This is a genomic window from Bradyrhizobium diversitatis (assembly GCF_016031635.1).
Lineage (GTDB): Bacteria > Pseudomonadota > Alphaproteobacteria > Rhizobiales > Xanthobacteraceae > Bradyrhizobium > Bradyrhizobium diversitatis.
This window is the reverse complement of the sequence record NZ_JACEGD010000005.1, coordinates 1-19,488: the sequence shown is the minus strand read 5'-3', so window position 1 is coordinate 19,488 and position 19,488 is coordinate 1. Positions and strand designations below refer to the sequence as shown.

Sequence of the window (19,488 nt, the reverse complement as noted above, 5' to 3'; positions counted from 1 at the left end):
AGCACATGCCAACCGAAGTGCGCACTACGCGATAATCCACTAGGAAACGGGGGATTGCACATTGCACGTCACAATCGAGGAAAGCTGATTCCGCTTTGGACCGTTTTCTCTCAGCCGCATCAGAAAGCCAGAGTTTCAACCCGCGATTTCGATTCCCGTAACACAGCCAAGCCACTCGTAGAATGATCGCCAAGGTACCGAGCGCCGCCTCTCTTCGGCGGACAGCACAGGTGACAGTTCGGAGAAGAACTGGCTGCTCCCACCAAACTTCTTTGTGACTTCAAGTGGCAGGTCGGCCGCATTCTCCGCACGATATGCAATGTCCCGAATTGAATCGATGGACAGTTCGATCGCATTGAAATCGCCAGATATGATCTCAAGGGACGCAGTGAAGCGACCGCGAGGAACGGAACGCCGCAAAAGAGCGGCCAGCAGAGTGTTGAGTGTCTCGCCGCCCCAGGTCAAAAGCTGGTTGCGACCCAACCTCCAGCGCGAAGGATCAAGGCCTCTCTGCCTCGCGAGGCTCCACAGGATCCGGCGACTCATCGGGCGGGCGGGCCCTGTCCCCCTAATACGGGCGAGCGACTCTGACTGATCCGCAGGGCCCCCAAGATAGGCTCCGCCATCGGAGCCAGTCATGAGGCGCCGGAGCGTGCCCGTGTGAAAAACAGCCCCACCCGCGATCGTCTGGTCGGCATCGTGCAAGGCGGTCTTACCGGTTCGAAGATCCAGCACTGGACTGGCGGATCGGCCAGCGATCACAATATGGATTCGACCCATATCGGCCTCATCCATGAGGCGGTCGCATGGAATGAGAGCCCCTCTGACATCGACCAAGCAGCCCGTCGACAACATGTCCTGCACGACCGGTGCATGATCTTCGGTGCCGGCTTCCGCGGCGAGTTCAGCCATGGAAAGCGGACGATCCTGACGAGTCGCCCTCCAGCACAGGCTGAGCACCTGCTGGAACCGGACCGAATGACGATCGAAGTCGTGAACATCGTCGAGTTCGCCACGTCTGGCACAGTCAAGAACGGCGCGGAGCAGATGCTCGTCCTGCTCCCTCGATCGGAAGGCGACAACGCGGCATGTGCCGCTCCTTCTGTTGCCACGTCCGATGCGCTGCAAGAATGCATTGACGGTTGGAGGACAATCGGCGAGCACGACAGCGTCGATGTCGCCAATGTCGATCCCGATCTCAAGGGTGGCCGTCGCTACGCATACACCGTAGCGCTTTCGGCGCATCTCCTCCTCGACTCGCTCACGTTCGACCGCTGCCAGCGCACCGAAATGCAAATGAACCGGCCAACGACTGCCGGACAGTTCGCGATGAAGATGAGCGGCCATCACGTGAGCGCCGTTCCTGGAATTCGCGAACACCAAGACCTTCTCTGCACCGGATCTGTTGAGCCACTCCGCAAGCGAGCGCGCGCGGGCTCGGTTCGGATCTCCGTCCGTCCTATGTGGTCCAATGAGCACGAGATCGATTTCGCGTGGCGAACCATGTGAAAGCACTATCGCCTGTTCGCCAAGCCAGCTTTGGGCTACGCCATTCATGTCATCCAGTGTGGCGGTCATTCCCACCACCTGGAACGTATCTCGATCCGACATGGCCGGCTTGGCGGCGCGGTGAATCCGGGAAATCACATGCCGTAGTTGCTGCCCTCGCGGTTCGCCGTGCAGGAGGTGAATCTCGTCGACAATCACCGACCGGACCCCGTCGAGCATGTCAGGACTCCGAAGCTGAAGCGAATCGAGCGCTTCGGGAGTGGCAAGCACACAAAACGCGCCTTCAGCCGACCTCAACTCGTGTCTGTCGCCCGTGTAGCGGGCGATTGAACCAGGATCTCGGCTGAGATAGTGAACCAGGCGTTCATAAAGATCGTTGACCAGCGCCTTGGTGGGTGCCACGTAGACCGTCGATAGCCTACGGCGCCGGAAGGAAAGGTGCCGTTGAAAGAGTGGTGCAACCGCGGCCTCTGTCTTGCCTGATGCGGTCGGCGCCGCGAACAGGACGTTCTTTCCTTTCACGATCTCGGGCATGACCAGTGCCTGCGCGGCATAGGGCTGGCGCCCCGAAAAGAAGATGGGGAAAGCATCCGGCATCATCCTAGCCAGTTCGGCGCGGTTGGCTATTCCCACGGAAGGATGTCTCCAGCGATCTGCTGGGCCGCCTCTTCCACAATCGCAACCAGTTCGTCCGGTTCGACACACGAGGGGTAGCTCATCAGAACGGCAGCAGGAAAGCCTGCCATTTTGGTCCAGTTGCGAAGCAGCTTCTCGGTATCCGGCAATTGCTCGAAACTGTCCCGAAGCAACTTGGCGATCCGAGCGCGCAGTTGCCCATCCGCCAGCACGTTCATTTTGGGACCGAGCCTACCAGCAGACTCGGCGAGAAAGGTCGAGACCCAGTTTTCGTAGTCGGCGGGGCTTGGCGGTCGCAGGCGAACGACCTCGCGAGGATCGTGGATGAGAACGCTCATTTCACCAGCCTTGCGCTTCAGGTCCTGTGTGTCTTCACCTTCGGTCAGGCCGACGAACAGCGCAAAATGAGGCCCCTCTCTCCAGAATGCCGGAAGTCCCGACACATCATAGTCGCATAGAGGGTCACGAAAATGCGGCCGGGGCTTGTGCGCACAGCGGGCCAGAACATCGAAGAAGTTGTTCGCGCGGATGTACCTGCTCGCCGAATATGTGCGCACATGCTCGGCCTCGTCGATGATCAGCGCAAGCCCCTGATAACCCAGAGCCTTCAGGACCTCATTGAGGACCACCAGGTGATACGAATACACCACGCCGGTATCTTTTGTCTGTGGCATCGATGGAATTGATTTTCGCCCAGCGCGCCAGCCGATCGATCGAATTGCACTGATCTGCTTCACCTGCCCCGCGAGCCAGCTGACGGCCGATACGTACTCCGGGTCGTCGCGACGGTGTGTAAGATACTGGAGTGCCTCCATCGCAAGACTGAACCAGGGCGAACGGCTGAAGTACTTGAGGCTCTTAATCTTGGACCAATTGTCTCTCACCTCTTTGACCAGGTCGAAGAAGTCGCCACAGCGCGTCCCATCGGCACGCATCGGGAACTCGAGCCCGGCCATCAACTCCCTGTATACGGTCGAGGGCTTTGCAGGGTCAGCCGCCTTCGGATCGAGTTCAAGAGATGCCGTAACCCACCCCTCCCGAAGGGCTATGGCTTTTACAAGCCTCAGGTGATGGGATTTCCCGGATCCGTAATATCCCATATAGATGCGACAGGCGCCCTGAGTCGGAGCATCCTTCAGAATTGCGCGGATCTCGCTTGAGATGTCTTTTCCGCCGATAGTCAGCGCGACCAACTGATCAGGATTGGTCGGTACGACCCCAAGATTCACTGCTTCGAACGACTGGCGAAAACTAAAGTCGCTCGTAGCCTGGCTGGATGCCGGCAAGCCCGCAGGCTTTTGGCTATCACGGACAAGCAACTCACCGATGTCGACGTCGAAGGTTTCCCCGAAAAATTCGACGGTGGCAACATTACCCAATACGGAGAGAACGTTTCCGATGCCGAACTCTCCATGTTCGACCTGCGCCCCTCGCATGATCATGGATTATCGCTCTCGAGTGGTGGTTCGTTATTACTCACAAAATCCCGCGCATATTGCGGTGTAATCCTGTGCTGCTTCTCACGCTGTTGGTTGAGAAAGCGACAGAACTGGTAGACGAAGTACCGCGGCTTTGGCGTCTCGAACAGGACGGCTCGCTGAGCGGAAAGGAGTTCGCTCATGTTGTCGAGTTGAACCTGATTTTCCCACGTGACGCCGTATGCCTTGCTAAAAACCGCCAGCAAACGCCTTCCGATGCTATGGATGACCTCCTCGGAATTGGCGTCCTCAATATTGATCAGGGGAACCTGCGGACTTCCCCGCGAAAACGCCTTGGTCCCGATGCGGTCCTGCAGGGCACGATAAGTGCTGATCACATCGGACCGAAAGTCGGGCGTGGCGGCATAGACAAACATCACGCCGCCAAACTCCCCCTCCGCGTTCTGATTGATCATCGTAAGCAGATTCTCGATGGCCTGCTTCTGCTTGACCGATCCTCTTCTGAATGAGGAGGTTCGTGTTCCTTCATCGAACGCAATCATAAAGCCGCGATATCCAATTCGCGTGCGAAGGAATGCGATTGCGGTTTTCAGACGTCGAAATGCATTGTCATCCCTGACGGGTTCGAAAAGCCCCAGATTCTTCAGCCCATTCGAGCGGATATTTGACCCACGGACCCATGCCACCAACTCGGTATCCGACACAGCCTCCTTTGCACCGCAACGAAGTTTCAGCAAACGCTGCGTTAGAACCGTGAGCCCTGCAGCCATCTGCGGATCCGGCGCGCCTTTCCAGAGGCCGCCAATCTGCTGCTCGATTTGCCGCTGGACAAGCTCCGGCACATCATCGCCGGGTTCGGCACCGAGTTGACGGATCCTGCGCACGATCCAGCGGTCAATGAGGACCTCGATACCCTTTTCCTCCGCATTCTCCTCATCGACCGGCGGTTGAAACGACTCCATGATTGCAGTGAAAATTGCTGCCGGCGAGTTGAAGGGGCAGTCGGCTCCGACAGTCACGAGTGCGGTAACGATGCTCTGCTCACTCGCGCGCCGGGCAAGGCTATTGATGAACTGTGTTTTTCCGCTTCCGTAATCCCCTTCCAGATACTTGAAACACCCCAGACCGTCGGCCAACTCGCCCCTAAAATAGTTCTGATCGAGCGCGTCCAGGATGTGGTCCGTTCCGACATTGATGAAATGGGAGTAGTTTCCCGGCGCGATCGGCGCGTTGAGAAGCTTGCTTACCAGCCGTCGGGCATCAGTAGCGGAAATCGCGATGTTCTCGTCCAAGATAAATCTCCATTCAGGCCTGCCGCCGCCGGATGTAAATCATCGGCCGGACGACAGTCCCTTCCGCGTTGCTGGGGACATAGAAAGCGCGCGACTTGGTGCCGTGCGCCTGATTCAGAGTTGCCGGAACTAACTCGAAGCTGTCGCGATCACCTGGAGTGTCGCGATTGCGGCGCCAGTTGATTAAATTGACGATGAATACGGCTTCCGGAACATCCTCGAAGTTACGCCGCGCGGGGCTGCTCCAGAACCGCTCATCCTGGGCGGCAATCTTAAACAACCGTGCGACATCAGCGATGAGCACATTCTCGCCTTCGCTGAAGTGACGCGCCATCGTCCAGGCGAGAGAAAGCCGATCGAGAAATCGGTCGACTGGCAATGTCCATCTGTCGACAATGGTTTCGGAGGCCCTGTAAGCACTCACGAGATAGTCGACATCCGCCGGTATCTTTGAAATTACTGGATAGTGGGGCGTCATCGACCACGCCCAGTCCTGACCTGCTTTGTCCGGGACCAGGATAAGCCGACCTGCAAAGAACTGGTTGTCCTTGTTGCCGGTGCTAACTCCTTCCAGTCGATGCAGCACTTCCATCGCAAAGCGCCGCCGGTTATCTGGATGGCGCATATAGTCCTTGTGTGCTTCGACAGCACGACGCGCTTCGGCAATCTCCTTCTGCACACCGGGAATGTGTGCGGCCTCGTCGGGAAGGGCTAGCGACAGCAATTCCTGTTGGCGCTCGATAGTTGCAGGGGGCATTTCTAATCCGGACGCCCGTGTTTGCCCCTGCCCGAGGATTCGCGGCAAACGCGCGGCCGTCATGCCCTTGGCATTAGCGAGCATCCCAGACCGCTCGACGAAATCCTTGAGTTCGGGAAACAATTGTGAAGAGGAATCAGACATGGGCGAAGACATTCAGGACTGGATGACGTCGAACAGCGACTTGTCGACCTTGCGGAGAATGGCAGGGTATTCGCTACAGATGAGCACCAGTCTGCGCGCGGGGCGGGAAAGAGCGACGTAGGCCCGGTTTAGCGTGAAGTTCAGCGACGCAGTTTCCACATCTTCAAGACCTAGAACGATACAGGCGTCGAATTCGAGCCCCTTGATCCGCTCGACAGAGGTCGTGAGCAGACCCGATCCCGTTGCTGCCCAAATATTGGCAAGGCCGACGCTCGCCTTCTCCAGATCGGTTCGGAGCTTGACCAGCGCCTGCTCATCCTCATTGATCTGCAGGAGGGCAATGCTCCTCACAACCTCAGAACGGCCGAGGACGGATGCAATCTGCTTGACCCGAAGTGCATGATCCTGCGGCGGCGCAATGATCAACTGCGGCTTCTTGTCTTCGAGTGGCACATTGACGTCGAACGTCGGTCGCTCCTTGAAAGCGACCTCGTAGAAACCCTGCAGAAATCGACCGATCTGCCTGCTTTGACGCATGTTTCTCGCAAAGGGGTAGATCTGCTCTGTCTTTTTCCCACGAAGGGATCTTCCAATCTTGAAAGCATCAGGCGATTGCATCCCGTGGACGGGGCTCACGATCTGCCTGAAATCCGCCGAAACCGTCAGGGCCCCATCCGGGTCCACCAGAGATCCCAGCAGCGAGGCCTCTGCAACGCACAGATCCTGAGCCTCGTCGATCGCGACGTGGGTCCAGCGCTTGCCCGAGTTGACGGCGGGCGCGATCGAAGACGGCATTTCCCGGAAACGCTCGCGCGGATCGGCGGCTTCGGGCAGTGCAAAGCGAAGCAACCAAGCTAGCCATGGCCGGTCCTCCGGGCCGTAAACACGGTCGTTCCATTCCGACCTGGCCTGCTCCAAGATTTCTGCTTCGTTGACACGGGCTCCGGTTCCGCGGCGTATCCGGTGCGCCCCTTCTGATTCTCGCGATCCGAAATACGTCGCAAGCGCCGGCACCGGGTCGTATACCCAGTAAAGCCATTGCTGAAAAAGCTCATCAAAGCGCGTTCTGGGGGACGATGAAAGAGCGTCACGAACAGCTTCATACGCGCGAGAGACTTGCTGATAAACGGCGCCCATGGTTATCGAGGATTTGAGGGGATCACGCACTATGTGGGAAGCATCAGCTGCGCGCGTCAGGGCCGATGCAAGCGTCTTCATCCGCTTGTCAGTCGCGCCAATAGACAGCCAATCGGCGCTTTTTGCATCGCCGAGACGGTCAACAACCTGCTTCTCATACACTTCCCAAAGGCGACCAAGATCATGGTGGTCGGAAAGACCGAGCACGGCCGTGCGAGCTGCGATCTGCAGTGCTGGCAGCTTCCGCTGACGCGGCCTTGCACCGTGCTTGTAGAGCCAGACCTGCTCAAGGTAGCGGTCAGTGAATTGCCCGACGGCATCGACGACGAATGCAGGAATGTCTAGCTGCGTCATCAGCAGGCTCTTCGCCTGGTCCGCAAGATTCTCGTTTGCCAGAAACACACGCGTCAGCTCTGGTGTGTAGGCAACAAGCCGATCGCCGGCCTCGCGCTCACCCTGCTGGTCGAACAGGAAGCGGATGCGCTGAAAGGCGACCGTGGTCTTGCCCGAACCGGGCGCCCCTGTGACGATCATCATGCCGGACATGCGAGAGATGAAGGCCTGGACCTGATCTCGCGTCATATCGAGCTTGACCGCCTTCAGTCCCGTCTTTCGGGGCTCCGCCTTCCGGGGCCGCACGGCACCACCAGGCTGATATACTGCGGACACAGCTGGCATTGTTTCGTCGAACCGCGCCTTGGCAAGCGTCTCCACGCTTCGAAGCCGGAGACCACTTGTCTTCACATCGCGGCAATCGCCAAGATCGGTCACCAGCGCGAGCTGAACACCCGGATGCGTCCACGCCAGGACGTTGACGCTTCCACCCCCTCCATTGAACACCTCATTCGAAGAAGAGGCCTCATTCGCGTACCAGAGTTGCTCCTTTTCCTGCAGCCGCCCATTTTCGCCGACCACTTCGGTGTAGACTTCGACCATGACCTGGAAGGGGTTGGCGGAAATGGCCCTGAGCGCAGCAAGCCGCTTGTTGGCATATTCGAAGCGGGCTTCCTCGTGGCTGCTAGCACCATGTAAGCCGCTGCCGGACCGGATCGGGCCGCGAAACTTCGCAAGCTCTTCTTTCGCAAGCTGGGCCGCCAGCTGCGCGTTGCGTTGATCGCGCGCCACCCGCTCGTTCAGCCCACTATCGACCGGTTTAGGCGAAGCCATGTTACCCCCCAAGGTTACATTGGCGAGCCTACCATTGTTTCAAATTACGTTGCAAGCGAACCTGGTAAGTAATTTTCATCTCCTCGCGCGCGTAGCATAAATCATGCCAAAATGAGAGCCTCTCAATATCGATCCATCTTCATGCAGATGCAGCAGGTCGCTGCAGAAACACACTCCGTTTGATCCGAGCAGAAGAGCAGGCCGGCAGCTGCTCACGCTGTTCACTCGCGGATCTCGAACAGCGTGCGCTGAAGTGGCGGGGTCGTCCTCAAGGGCACCGCATTTACCTGCCCGGCTCCGCGACTTAGTTTGACCCCTTCGCGATCGAGTTTGAGGAATCCGCATGCGCAATGGATCGCGCTAGTAAGAGCGGCCGACGCGGCGGCGCGCTGGTACATTCATCAGCACGAAAGGGTGCAGCTCCCGGCGGCCAAGATCCCCAGTTGGCTCCACTGCATGATACGGTCCTGGATCAGGGGTGCCTTCCAAACTGATCGCTCGTGAGTTCGGGGCCGGGGCTGCTGCTCTCGCATCAGGCATGCCGAAGGGCCGAACACAAGCGCCCCCAAATCGAGCCGTCCGAAAAGAGCACGACCGGGACGATCATCAAACTTGCTGACACGACGAGCAATCTCTGTGTTTCGGCGTGGGTCTCAATCATGATCCGCGTGAGCGGTCCCATCATCTGAATTCAGTGAAATCAAGGGCCTGAAGGGCTCCCGACGACGCCGATGGGATTTACACTGCGGTTGTGCAGAATAAGGCCAACGGCTATCCGTTGCGCAGCTGTAAGTGTCTTTTCGAGCCGCCCAGTGATCAGCCGTGGCGAGCCGCGTCCGCAATGAAGTTCAAGTGTCGTTCAGGAATTTTGGCGAGATGACCGAAACAAACGAAATCTTAGAATTGTACATCACCGAGAATACGCTGGATGAGATCCTTGCCACTATGGGAGATCCGCTCCCGATCGCTCCCAGTAAGCATCAAGGAATTATTGAACGCCTCCGCGAGCTATATTTGGCCGTGCACACCGAACATCGGCTGGCGCCGATGAATACTCGCACCAAGCTCGATAAGACGTTGAAACCCCTGTTACGCCAATCTCTGGATCTCCAACGGAGGATCGGTGACGATGAAATCCAATGGATGAACAAGGTTTTGAGTATTGCTGCCCTCGATCTGCGCCTCCAGTCGACGAAATCGGAGAGGTCGTCCGAAAAAGGCGCTTACATTCCGCCGCCCGATGTCCTGCAAAGGACAGAAAGCGCTCTCAATGACTTTTCCAAGCTCCTGAATCATCTCCGCACGATGATGGATCAATTCGATGAACTTGGTCCGGAAGAATACGCTGAGTGGATTGGAAGCGCCGGCACCGAGAAAGAAGTTTATGTTCGCAACGAGATCACTCCACACTTTCGAAAACGTGGCGGCATTGGTGCAGATACGATAGCTGTCCGGCATATCGCCGAAATCTATGAATTTGCGTTTGAGAGCCCGTTTTCTGCAAATCGGCGGGATAGTTACGAGCGCATCGATGCCGAAATCGACTCATCGAATCAACCGCGTTATTATTCCGGCGCATCCGTCAAATTCGCATGCGCCGTGGTTAAGGTACTCAAGATAGGCGGCATCATCGTGCCTCTCACGGAAAAATACCTTTCCGCCACCGAGCCGGATCTCGATAAATCTCAGCTAGACATCTCGGCTCTGAGCAGAGAACGGGCATTTGCCGGAGAAGCGGTGCGAGAAAGCTGGCTCATCAATCGCATAGGCGACCTTTGGATCAATGATTCGAGACGACAAGAGAAAACGGTTGCAGAGTAAGTGAGCTACGAATCCCGACTTGAATGCGACCATTCAGGATATCGCGGGTTGTCACGCTGACGGCAGATAAATCTTCTTCATCGATGAGACCGTCGTCGGCCCAATGCGCGGCCAGTTCTTGCCAGAGCTCGGCCTGCGTCGTGCCGAGCTTGACTGGATGCATTTCCAGAGCATCTTCGATGGCTCGGATTTCTGTCCCCAGGCCAACGAAAGCGGGCTCTGACATCGCAGCGTTCGCGGAAAGCTGGCAGAGGGCAGCTCGCAATCGACAAATGGCCTCTTCCGGCTTCATACTGGCAAGAGGCTTCAACGCGGCGCTTACCTGACATTCCTCGCTTACCAATGCGAGCCAGCAGCGCAAGATCTCCACACCCCAGCTAGCGCCGAGACTCTCTTTTGCCTGGTTGAGCGTCGACACAGCACCTTGCCCGAATATGCGGCAAGACTGCAATATTCCTCCTGGAAGGCCGCGCCCGCTCAACACAGCGAGTTCGACAACTCCACTTTCGAGCTGGTCCGACGGAAGCCAACGGCTGGATAACGCCCACGCATCCAACTCCGACAGTCTGCGAAGATGACATACTGCGCTTCGGGATCGCGCTGCCGGATCTATTCGGTATTCCTTTGCTGCCAATAAGATGAAGCTGGTGGCCTCGGCCCCTGCTTCGAGTGTCTTAAGAACAACGTTGATAGACTCTGAGGAACAGTCGGCATTGTAGATCAGAACGACGCGACGATCGGTGAATGGAACATAGCGAAGTTTTTCGATGACCGCGTGGACATGTGACAATCCATCGGGATGGCCGAGATCAAGCTCTATGTACCCAAAATTAGCTCCTCCTTTGAATGCCGCGCATGATTGACAACAACCGCATGGCTCCATTTCAGAACGATCTGCCTCGCAGAGCAAAGCTTTGGCATAAAGGCGAGCAATCGTCCTCTTCCCGCTTCCCTCTGGACCCACAAGCAGCAGAGGGCGGTCGTGCTGCCCGCTTTGAAAACGCTCACGCAATTCCTGGACGAGGTGCTTCTGTCCCATGACGGACACGAATGACTCCAGATCAGTGTCCGCAAGTGACTGCTCGATTCCCAGTGCGTTCGATGCTGTGTCTCCTTGGAGGCTTAGCGCGCGAACAGCCGTCCGATGGAGCTTTCCCAACCATGAGTAACCCCGATGGTTCAGGTTTTTACGTGAGATGACGCGAAGTATTTCCTTTCCAGGGTCCTGATCGCCCGTTTCGCTTTCGTCTATGTCGGATATTGCATGAAATACATCGCGCAGGCGCGTCCAACATCCCGACAATGGATCTCTTGCTAGATCACCCAACCGTTTCCTGAAGTCACGGCAAAGATGCTCGAGCTCGACAAGCATCTCTACAGGACCTTGGTCGGCTTGGTCGGTCATAAATGAACGCGACCATGTCAGAAGCAACGCGCCCCAAAGCAGCGCCACCTCCTCAGCCACAAAGATCGAACCGGATAGTCGCTCTCGACTCCTGCTGTCTGGAGAAATCGAAACCGAGCCGCTGGTTTCGACCACTCTTAGCGACGCTTCAACGAGATCAACAACAAGATCGGAAGTATTCCATCCTCTTTCTTGCTTAATGGCCAACGCTTGAAGCAAATCCGAAAGCGCTAAGGCCTCTTCGGAGACGAGGAAGCGTCGTAGCGAAGCTACCAGACGCGACCGGGTAGCTCCTTCGAAGCCTTGGTCAGCGGGCGTCGCGGCTTCGCAGCGTCCACGATAGGAAAGGCGCAGAATGGCAGAATCGAATACCTGCATTGCTTCGGGCAGTAACGCCTTGCCACGGTCTTCGATCCACCGGCGAAGACGCAAGTGCAGTTCGCCTTGCCTAAGCTTGAGATCCGGCGACATGAGATCCGAGGTCTCTGAAAGAAACTGCGCGACCTTTCCTATATTCGATTTGGTGACATAAGCCTCTTCAACGTGAAGGACCTCGGCAGGCAGATCAAAGCCGCCGAACGAGGCCGGCATCAAGATCGCGGTTGGCGCGGCCGGGGCTTCAATTGCCGATGCTAGGAGACCTCGAACCACCTTGTCATTTCCGTGACCGCTCAGGTCGCAGATCCTCATCTCGTCAAACAGCCCTGGTACCGACCAGCGCGCCTTGGCTTCCGCAGCATCGCAGTGCGTAATCTCTACTGAGGACCGCTGCGCAAGCTCACGAAGCTGTTGCCGCAAACGCCGTCGCAAGATTCCGCTTCGGTAGCGGTAGACCATCACCCCTTCGAATGGGATAGGGCAAAGCGACCACTCGACATCTAGAATCACCACCATCCCCTCCATCGTCGAACCCGCCGCTCGGGTGTCAGACCATTCCACGCGTCGATACATTGCGACAAATGCCCTTGCAGCTGAATGGGATCATTTCGAAAGCGGCTCTTAATTTCTGATATCTCACGCTGACGCTGACGGCGTTCGGCCTGACGATCGGGAAATTCACGCAATTCCCACCCTTTGGAAATCCAATTCCACTTCTCGGCATCAAACGTCGATAGCGGCGACATTCCGAATTCGCTGGCCTGCGCAATCGAGCCGTCGCTCAGGCGCTTTGAAAAAATGACCCGCTGATACGAGAATGGCCCGGGGCTCCTCCATTTCGTTCGGGGCACACCCAATAGCTGTCGCAAGTCCTTTTCGCTCGGCTGATCGTTGTCTATGGGAACGAAACCAGCGCAGAGTTCTTGCACGTTTCGCCAATGAAAGAACGTTTGTTCGTCGGCATCGCCTTTCGATATCTCAATGAGATGACCGCACCGTTCTGACCAGTCCACGCAGAACGCCTCCAATTCACAGACCTGATTCTGATCGAGATGCGCGGCGATTCGGCCAACGATCTCGCCCCCGTCTCGCTCGAGAACAGCAATGCTTGCGAAGTTGCGAGAATCGAGACCCGCCCAGGCCTCAAGTTTATCGCAGAAGCCACCAATCGCTTCAGCTGCGACGCATTCCAGATCATCACTGCTTCGAATGCGGATCAGTAGCGCTACGTTCAGGAGCGCGCCGTAGTGCTGCACGAAGAAGCTGGACCTGTTTATGATTTGACGGATTTCTTCTCGCCGCATGTAAAGGGAACTCGCAACAACTGGGCTTTCCGAAGAAGTCGCACTTCCGGTAGCATCAGGCCTTTTGGAAGCAATGTCCGGCAGATCTTCCTCTCGGTGCATTTTGCCCGGGCGCAGCAGGCCCGAACTTACCAATCCCTCGAACAGCATCAGCTTGAGGAGGGCCGTTTCGTCATCTTGCGGCGCGGGTTGTGACCAGAACTCGAGCATTCCTTCCAAGAACGGTTCAGCCTCTGCACAATTAGCGAGATCGAAGCGCGCGCACAGCTGTGCTACGAACTCCCGTCGTGCCGCAACCATGCTTTGGACAAGTGGGTCGAGAGGCAGGAGCTGCCCAAGGACCTCATTATAATAGACCGTTGCCAGAAAAGTCCTGATCCACCTCACCTTCTCTGCAAGGGGCGCTGGCCACTGCCGCATCGAGGCGACTTGAGCATGTCGATCACCCCTCGCGAGTGCAATACAATACTCACCAAGGTGGTCACGGACGCTGAGGTCGTAAACGCTTTTGACCAGATTGGCGTCGATACGACCGCCATCGTCGTGGAGCCGCTGTAGCGCGATGGTGAGATCGCGCGCAAACGGCGGCTTGGCGGCAACAAGCAGATGGAGAGCTTCCGGCTCGTAGGCAATGTTTTCCTGCTTCGCTATATGTTCCAGAAGTTCGTACGCAACGGCCGGCGTTAGCGCGTGAATCCTAATTTCCGTCAATCGAGAGGCAAACGCCGGAAGCAGCTTTCTGACCTCGGTTGTGGCGAAGAAGAAACAAGTTCCAGATTGGTCGTCTTCGATGAGCTTCAAGAATCCGTTCTGGGTTGTTTTCGACAAGGCATGCGCTTCATCGAAAAACAGGACTCTAACCCGGCTCTTACTGTGTGATCGGACGATCTCCTTTGCCCAACCGAGGGCGTTGTCATCGGACCGGCCTGGCACATCGTACTCGAAATGATAACGCCGAGGATCAAGGCAATTATCGCAGCGTCCACAGGGTGACCCATCCGGTCCGATGTCGATGCAATTGAGTGCGCGGGAAAATAGCTTCGCAAGGCTGGTCTTCCCCGAGCCAACTGCACCGTGAAGCAGAAGGTTGCGCCCCTGCGTCCTCTGAACGGAAAGAGCCGACAACAGCCGAACTGCATGGTCCTGTCCGCGCACCTGGTCGAAGCGCTCTGGTCTGTACTTCTGTTCCCACCTCATCACAGACCTCCATCAACCGGTGACAAGGGCACTTTGGGTGAATTGAAGATACCTGACGAACCTGACGAGGCTGAGGGCGCTGATGAACCTGAAGGAACTGATTGTTCTGAAGACTCAAACGATTTCGACATGGGAGAGAAGTCAGAGGAATGCCGATCCTGACTTCCAAGAATATGGCCTTCAGCTCGAACCAGCTGCCGAGCCTTAGGTTGGTGACGAATTCGGTACAGTGCACCGATCTCCTTTTTGTGTTTCTCGAAAAAGGGGGTGCGACCGTCCCGCATATGCAAGAGCATTGCATCCGAAAACTTCTGTTTCGAGAGAACATCGCCAGTTTCCATGATGTAGAGGTCTCGTAGTTTGTCGGCACGGGTACCGCCTTGGACGGAGATACGCTTGACCTTTTCCGATTCAGGATCGAGTTCGCACAGCCATTCGAGCAATTTCGGCATTGGCCGATCGCGGTTTTGGTATTCGTGCAAATCGGTCAGGGACCGGAGAATCGGACTCGGTGCATAGGCGTCAACGGATTGCCACAACAGCTCATAGTCGACAGACGAAACGATTTCCCAAATACCCGGTTCACCACCCTTGGCGAAGTTGCCATTACGGAACGGCATCATGACAAATCGGCGATGGCCGGTATCATCATCGATCAGCTCGTGTACAGGCCGGTTCGCGGTACCGATCAGGGTTGCTCTTTGTCGCATGCTGACGGACTGCGATGTATGTAACCGGCGGCGAGTTATGCGTTCAGAGGTGATCAGGCTCTTCAGCACCGGTACGCCTTCCTTAGACAATTGCTCAAGGTCATCCACGACGACGACAGGAAAGCCATAGATGTCGCCGCTGCGGTGGTCGGCAAAGTCCGAAATGAGCGCGTCCGCACTGGCAAGTTCGCGCAATGGGCGAAGCAAGGAGCGAACAAATGTCGTCTTTCCGGATCCCTGCTCTGGACTGAAGATCACCGGCATCAGATGATGCACGACGGGACGACCGAGGCTTTTCGACTTAACCTGCCAAATGAAGTGTCTGATAGAATCACACGCCAACGTGATCGGCATGTCGAACAGTTGACCCATACGGCTCCATTCCGAGTCCGCAGTGTTCTCATCTTTAACTTTCCGCAGGAGAGGCAAGAGAACGATTTTACGACGGTTCTTACGTCTGCGTCTAAGCTCTTTGCGAACGGCGGCCTTAACCAGCCCGACCTGCGGCTTAAGACCGTCGCGATCGCGCGCGAGAACGATATCATCGACCAGGTCTGATGCGATCAGAACTTCGGCATCGAGATAGTTACCTGCCGTCTCAGGCGTATCCGAGCGCAGCGGCGCCCCTGCCAACGACAAAGTCCCATCAAATGCGACCTCAATGCCACGCCTGTCGAGGTAACTGCGCACGTATTCGAGAATGACGAAAGCCTCACTCTCGGCGTTTCCTTCGTTTGGGGCGGCTCCGGTCCCGGAAACGGCTTCCGGGGCGGCTGCCTGGACTTGTGCCGAGGGCGACTGATCTAATGGATGGTGTGCATTCTCGGCTATTTCATTCGATGTCATGGTAAGATCCTTTGTGGGTCAGGTGGGATTTCCCGGCGAGTGGCCAAGCGATGAGTCACCCGGGATGTGGCCCGATCCGGCGCCTTTCGAGCCGGATCGGTTTCGAAAGCTCGGCCACGGGGATGAAGACGTCGAAAATGCGAGACGAAAGCCCACTACGGAGGTGGCTTCGCTAGCGCGCAGGACGCGTATCAGCGCAATTTGCTCTGGAAGGCGGCCCACGGTTAATTTTCGGTCGTCACTCATGGACGACTATTTGCCTTAAGGACGCCTTCGGCTCACGGGAGGTAGCCGTTTTTTTGTGAAAAACGAGTACCTGGGTCCTTCTGCCCAATGGGCAAAAGAGCGCCATGGGAAATAGGCGTCCGCACGGCCAATCGCATGCGCCAACAACCGTGGGTTAGGTGCCTCGAGGCCATATTTGTTTTGTGGCCACAGCATCCCGCTAAGAGCTGTTGGCCGTGCGCTTGTTGGATGGAGGCGCTCACGTCCTTGGCCAGGGCAGGTCGGCTGATTGAGCCGTTACCAGGAAGAATCTGCCAGCCGTCCGGCGCTTCTCACAGGCAGGCTTAATCCTATGGCTGCCAAAGACAACTGAGCGTCAGATTCTAAACCTCCCTTAGCGAGCGCCGCGAACCTTGCAGCGCGCATAGCAGCCCCCAATGGGCCCCGCTCTTCTGGCTAACCAAGCTGTGAGGGACAAGCGGTGAAAAGATCGAAAGGCATCGACACAAGCAGACGGCTCAAAAGCTGAATGCAGGAGTGGGCTCCGGTGACTCCCGACCCACAGTAGTCGCGCAATTGACGGATGTGTTGCGCGATAGCCCCGCCAGACGAAGCGGCGCGTAAAGGCCGACCGGCTGACCCCGGCCTACCCGTAACAGGGTGCGCTTATCCGAAGACTGACCGACGGCGTGGCTCCGGGTTTCGGACGTCCCCTCGACAGCAGCTTCGCCCTCGCAGGCGAAGCTGTGCCCCACCGGGGGCACAGAAACCTCCCTCCGACGTCCACCAGGTTTCGGAGACGCGCGCTCCCTCCCCCTACCTGCCCGCCAGACCGCGCCTTTGCTCTGCCGAGAGCTTACAGACCTTCCGGCCACCTTCGTCGACCGCTCTATATCCGTTAGGTTCAGCCAGGAAAACTCCAATGATCGTGGGACACAATCATCACCTTTTGGAAAAGCGCATTACCGCCGCCCTGCTCAGCGGCATCCCGCACCCTCGGGAAGCCTATTTTCTTCAAAAGATGTCGGAGCGCATTCTTCATAACGGAAAAAACACCCGACTATCCGATCGCCAGGCCGAATGGCTCGCCGACATCCTCATCCGCTGTGAAAAGAAGCCGACGCGAACATCACAACGACCAGCGCCTGCTCCTCGCCTGCCGAATGCTCAATTAAATCCCAAACGAGCAGAGCCGATCCAAAACGAGTCGTGTCTTGTTGATGCGAGAACCCGAACACAACATTCATCGAAACAGCCCGATGACATCGTTCCCATGACGCCGTCCTCGCCCGTGCAAGCTCCAGAACCAACAGCGCCTCGCGAACCAGATGTCGGCGCCATACTCAGGCGGGTTATCGCTAGAAACGAAAATTTCAGGCAGCACCGGGAGCGGATTGCGCGGCAGCGCCTAAGATCTTCATCGACTTCGGTTTCCCTATGAAGCCCACCCGAGTTCCATAAGAATAGTCGAGCCGCTCTTAATCGCTCGCCTTCGTGCTGCTGTGATCGGCGCATCGATGCGCCGAAGGTCTTTCTACGTCAATATCCTCCCAACATTCATCGAATCTTCCGCGCTTCATCAACGCGGACATTCAGATGCACAACATTTCGACCACCTCTTCCCCCGCCGATCGCACCTCTTCACCGGCTCCGACGTTCAAGCAGCTCTCGCGGACGCCGTTCGTCAACGACGCCGTCGCCAAACATTACGAATCGCACTGCTTGATCGACTCGCGCTTCAGGCGGGCGGCGCGCCTGCTTCAAATTCTGTGGATGCGCGACCAAGGCATTCCGAACGCCGCAGCGGAAGAGCGCGGCGCTCACCTTGGCTCCTACCTGCGAGCCGACGCGGCTGAATCCGGGCGGAATTTCATCTCCCCGCAGGTTCATCTGCTCGCGCTCCGTGAACTTCTGCTTCGTGAAGAGGACGCGGCGATCGACGAAGACCGCCTCATCACCAACGCGTTGAGCTCCATGCCGCTCGTCTTCAACGCATTTGGGCCGCTGGCGCTGGACACGAACCTGGCGACGGCTGTCTTCCGCCAACTGCTGCCAGAATTCGTCCAATCCGTTGAACGGATCGCCTTCGAGCACAGCCCCGGGCGCCGAGACGACCGATTTCTGGCGGACCGCTCCGCGTTCGACATCGCCGTCCACATCACGACGCCCGAAGGCGAAGCGGGTATCGTCTACGTCGAGGTCAAGTACTCTGAAGATATGGCCGGGCCCGTTGCCCGCTGGCGAGAACGCTATGATCAGGCATTACGAGAAGTTCGTCTCTTCAAAAATCCCGACAGTTCCATCCTCCGATCACCGCCGATCGAGCAGCTGATGCGCGAGCACTCACTCGCTCAGCTCTCCGTCGACCACGGAATTACACCCAGAGCAATGTTCGTCGGCATTGGGCCTCGGCTCAACCGACGCGTACATGCAGCCTTCCGCGTATATGCCAACGAGCTCCTCCCGGTCGCCGACAACGATCCGACAAGGGTTCGTTTCCAGCATTTCACACTGGAGACGTTGATCGACGCCATTGACGTGGCGGGCGACCGCGAAACGGCGGACCAGCTTTGGAAACGCTACTGCGACTTCCAACGCGTCTATGACGCCGCGCTCGCCGTCATTGCTCCAAAAGCACCGTGCAGCGAGCCACCGAATCCTTCGACGGCTACACCCGCCGCCGACGCCAAGAGCAAGACGCGGCCTCGCAAAGCGGGCTCCCGCACCAGACGCGCTCTACCGGACGGCCAGGCCGGTGTCTCCGACCGTGCGGAGGCCTCTCATGGCTGAGATAGATCTGCTCACCGTCGAAGATCGGGTTCGACTCTTGGTCAACGCCTTGGCCGGCGAACGAGATCATATTCCGGTCGCCAAGCTGTTCACGCCTGACGCGGGCGCGACTTGGTTACTCACCGAGTGCGACCCGGACGAGCCGGATCGCTTGTTTGGCCTCTGCGATCTTGGTCTCAATTGTCCCGAGCTCGGGTATGTCCACCTATCGGAAATCAAGGCGATCAGAGGTCGCCTCGGTCTCCCCGTGGAGCGGGACCTTCATTTCACCGCCGACAAGCCGATTTCGGCATACGCCGCTGAAGCCCGAGTCAAAGGCCGCATCGTTGCCTAGTAAAAGGAAACAATGCCCTCATCAATGGGAGCACGAGCCCCGCTGCCAACCCGCCTTTATCAATAGTTACGCGTGCGCAAGCTGCGGGACCGTGTGGGAAGACACGTGGTCCTGCAGTTGCGACGACGAATGTCCGAACTGCCGCGCTGATACGTCACCGGTCGACTCTCAGGAAGTCGCAGCTTGCGCATGTGATTACCTCGGACACTGAGATCGAACACGCGTCCGACAAGATGCCTACTTCACTTGCCAGTCGCATTCCAACCCTTTTCGTGAACGAAAACGAAGAGTGTTGATCAATCGCTCCCTCAATGGGACGAAAAAATGAAGCCGCGGATGCGTGCAAAGCGACTATATTTTTTTGCCCCCACCCACTCACCTCCACCTACTCCACCGC

At 57.3% G+C, this 19,488-nt stretch carries 12 protein-coding genes; 4 read left to right on the top strand and 8 right to left on the bottom strand.

Features of this window, described 5'->3' with window-relative positions:
- Positions 1-135: 135 nt before the first annotated feature.
- From H1B27_RS05530 to H1B27_RS05510, 5 genes are read right to left on the bottom strand one after another with little or no spacing between them, the layout of a single operon-like run.
- Complete coding sequence (locus tag H1B27_RS05530) at positions 136-2,142, bottom strand: DEAD/DEAH box helicase (RefSeq protein ID WP_197965297.1); 2,007 nt, start codon at positions 2,140-2,142, stop codon at positions 136-138.
- Positions 2,133-3,587 (bottom strand): BREX system ATP-binding domain-containing protein, encoded by a 1,455-nt coding sequence (locus H1B27_RS05525; protein ID WP_197965296.1) that lies wholly within the window; start codon positions 3,585-3,587, stop codon positions 2,133-2,135. Before H1B27_RS05525 ends, H1B27_RS05530 begins: the two co-directional genes overlap by 10 nt.
- Positions 3,584-4,876 (bottom strand): BREX system ATP-binding domain-containing protein, encoded by a 1,293-nt coding sequence (locus tag H1B27_RS05520; RefSeq protein ID WP_197965295.1) that lies wholly within the window; start codon positions 4,874-4,876, stop codon positions 3,584-3,586. Before H1B27_RS05520 ends, H1B27_RS05525 begins: the two co-directional genes overlap by 4 nt.
- A gap of 13 nt (positions 4,877-4,889) precedes the next feature.
- Complete coding sequence (locus H1B27_RS05515; protein ID WP_197965294.1) at positions 4,890-5,777, bottom strand: hypothetical protein; 888 nt, start codon at positions 5,775-5,777, stop codon at positions 4,890-4,892.
- A 12-nt stretch (positions 5,778-5,789) separates the two neighbouring features.
- The gene (locus H1B27_RS05510) at positions 5,790-8,081 is read right to left on the bottom strand and encodes a helicase domain-containing protein (protein ID WP_197965293.1); all 2,292 of its coding nucleotides are present in this window, start codon (positions 8,079-8,081) and stop codon (positions 5,790-5,792) included.
- Positions 8,082-8,957: 876 nt separating this feature from the next.
- Here H1B27_RS05510 and H1B27_RS05505 point away from each other — a divergent pair.
- On the top strand, positions 8,958-9,902 hold the full coding sequence (locus H1B27_RS05505; RefSeq protein ID WP_197965292.1) for a hypothetical protein: 945 nt from the start codon (positions 8,958-8,960) through the stop codon (positions 9,900-9,902).
- Here H1B27_RS05505 and H1B27_RS05500 read toward each other — a convergent pair.
- The 3 genes from H1B27_RS05500 to H1B27_RS05490 are packed head-to-tail and all read right to left on the bottom strand — an operon-like array spanning position 9,862 to position 15,742.
- A complete protein-coding gene (locus tag H1B27_RS05500; RefSeq protein WP_197965291.1) occupies positions 9,862-12,201 on the bottom strand; it encodes a DNA polymerase III delta subunit-related protein in 2,340 nt (779 codons plus the stop codon). The genes H1B27_RS05505 and H1B27_RS05500 overlap by 41 nt on opposite strands.
- Positions 12,192-14,186: a DNA polymerase III delta subunit-related protein gene (locus tag H1B27_RS05495; RefSeq protein ID WP_197965290.1), complete on the bottom strand. Its 1,995-nt coding sequence runs from the start codon at positions 14,184-14,186 to the stop codon at positions 12,192-12,194. Before H1B27_RS05495 ends, H1B27_RS05500 begins: the two co-directional genes overlap by 10 nt.
- A complete protein-coding gene (locus H1B27_RS05490; protein ID WP_197965289.1) occupies positions 14,186-15,742 on the bottom strand; it encodes a primase-helicase family protein in 1,557 nt (518 codons plus the stop codon). The genes H1B27_RS05495 and H1B27_RS05490 overlap by 1 nt, the downstream gene beginning before the upstream one ends.
- A gap of 1,147 nt (positions 15,743-16,889) precedes the next feature.
- Between H1B27_RS05490 and H1B27_RS05485 the strand changes: the two genes are divergently transcribed.
- The 3 genes from H1B27_RS05485 (at position 16,890) to H1B27_RS05475 (ending at position 19,091) form a co-directional block, all read left to right on the top strand.
- The gene (locus tag H1B27_RS05485; RefSeq protein ID WP_197965288.1) at positions 16,890-17,408 is read left to right on the top strand and encodes a hypothetical protein; all 519 of its coding nucleotides are present in this window, start codon (positions 16,890-16,892) and stop codon (positions 17,406-17,408) included.
- Positions 17,409-17,563: 155 nt separating this feature from the next.
- Complete coding sequence (locus tag H1B27_RS05480) at positions 17,564-18,757, top strand: PGN_0703 family putative restriction endonuclease (protein WP_197965287.1); 1,194 nt, start codon at positions 17,564-17,566, stop codon at positions 18,755-18,757.
- On the top strand, positions 18,750-19,091 hold the full coding sequence (locus H1B27_RS05475; RefSeq protein WP_197965286.1) for a DUF2958 domain-containing protein: 342 nt from the start codon (positions 18,750-18,752) through the stop codon (positions 19,089-19,091). The genes H1B27_RS05480 and H1B27_RS05475 overlap by 8 nt, the downstream gene beginning before the upstream one ends.
- Positions 19,092-19,488: the final 397 nt, after the last annotated feature.